At 56.0% G+C, this 1,612-nt stretch carries 1 protein-coding gene; it reads right to left on the reverse strand.

The genetic code is table 11. From position 1 onward, the window contains the following. Window positions 1-160: 160 nt before the first annotated feature. Entirely contained in the window at window positions 161-1,534 is a 1,374-nt protein-coding gene (locus HX881_RS32640; RefSeq protein WP_177088675.1) for a transposase, read from the reverse strand. Between the last annotated feature and the right edge of the window lie 78 nt (window positions 1,535-1,612).

Below are 1,612 nucleotides of genomic sequence, written 5' to 3' on the forward strand. Positions count from 1 at the left end.
CGATTCTGTTGAATAAGTCGGATTTTCAGATCGCCTGAACTCAGGCACGACTACCACTGGAGAACCTACTCACCACGTTGAATGGTTTTTCGGCCCTTCGGTGACCTTTGCTGCTCTGCTATTGGGTTAATTTGAGGTTTTTTGCTTGGTGCAGGCGCACCTATCCCGTGACTGGTGGCCCTTGAGATGAAAATTTGGCCAGCCGTCGCAGGTTCTGCACCGCAGCGGCCAGCGTGAACTCATCCATCGCGCCACTCATGCCACGTAGCCGCAGGCGATCCAATTTCAGGATGCGCTTAAGGTGGGCAAACAACATTTCGACCTTTTTACGTTCGTGGCGAGAGCGCTGATATGCCGGCGTTGCGGCAATGCGCCGAGCCACATCGCGAGCGGCTTCATGGACGCTGCGAGCGATCTTTCGAATCGAAGTGTTCGGGCAGCACCTGGCTTTCATCGGACATGTCGCGCAGTCGGTCTGTCTGGATCGGAAGATGATGGTGTTGGCTTTGGTGACGTGCGAACGCTCGTTCTTGAAAGCTCGCCATTCGCTGCGCAATGGGTTGCCGGCTGGGCAGCGGTATTCCTCGGCCTCTTCATTCCAGTGGAAATCGTTACTCGAAAAGCTGTCGTTCTTGCGCTCAGTTTTGTCCCACACCGGCACATGCGGCTCGATGTCTTTTTCCTCCACCATCCAGGCCAGCATCGGCGCGGTACCGTAAGCGGTGTCGCCAATGAGGCGTTCCGGCTTGATGTCGAACTGCGCTTCGACCCGATCGATCATCGTCCTGGTGCTCTCGACTTCTGCGGTTCGATGAGCCGGTGTGGGTTCCACATCCATGATCACGCCGTGCTCGGTATCGATCAGATAATTCGTGGAGTAAGCGTAGAAAGCAGGGCCGCCTGGAGCAGCCGTCCAGCGGGCCTGAGGATCCGTCAGCGACAGGCGTTTCGGTAGCGTTTCGGCCAAATCCTCCTCATCGAGGCCTTCAAGGTACTCACGCACGGCGCGAGTGCTCAGGGCCGGATCGCTCCAGTTGATCTGTTCATCACCCGGTACGCCGCGCTGCCGACTCGCATCCGCCTTGATGATGCTGGCGTCCACGGCAAAGCCTTCACCTTTGACCAAGCCTGCGTCCATGCAACGACGCAGCACTTCATTGAACAACCAGCGAAACAGATCGCTGTCCCGAAAACGGCCGTGTCTATTTTTGGAAAAGGTCGAGTGGTTGGGGACTTCATCTTCAAGGCTTAACCGGCAGAACCAGCGATACGCTAGGTTCAAATGGGCCTCTTCGCACAGCCGCCGCTCTGAGCGAATGCCGTAGCAATAGCCCACGATCAGCATGCGGATCATCAGTTCAGGATCAATCGACGGACGCCCGATAGGGCTATAGAAATCGGCTAGGTAATGGCGCAGGTCACTCAGATCGAGACACTGATCAATGCTGCGCAGAAGATGATTGGATGGGATGTGATCTTCAAGGTTGAACGAGTAAAACAGTCGCTCCTGCCCACTCGATAACTGTCCCATCATGCTGTGTGCTTCCTTGCTGGCCAATGCAGAGATTTTGCCGCAGGCCAGACAGGGGAGCTACTTTTTCAACAGAATCGG

Source organism: Pseudomonas gingeri, from assembly GCF_013386115.1.
Classification (GTDB): Bacteria; Pseudomonadota; Gammaproteobacteria; order Pseudomonadales; family Pseudomonadaceae; genus Aquipseudomonas; species Aquipseudomonas gingeri.

What these genes read in the sequence shown, in the direction of transcription:
- HX881_RS32640 (WP_177088675.1), bottom strand. Translation starts at nt 1,534, where the DNA reads ATGATGGGACAGTTATCGAGTGGGCAGGAGCGACTGTTTTACTCGTTC.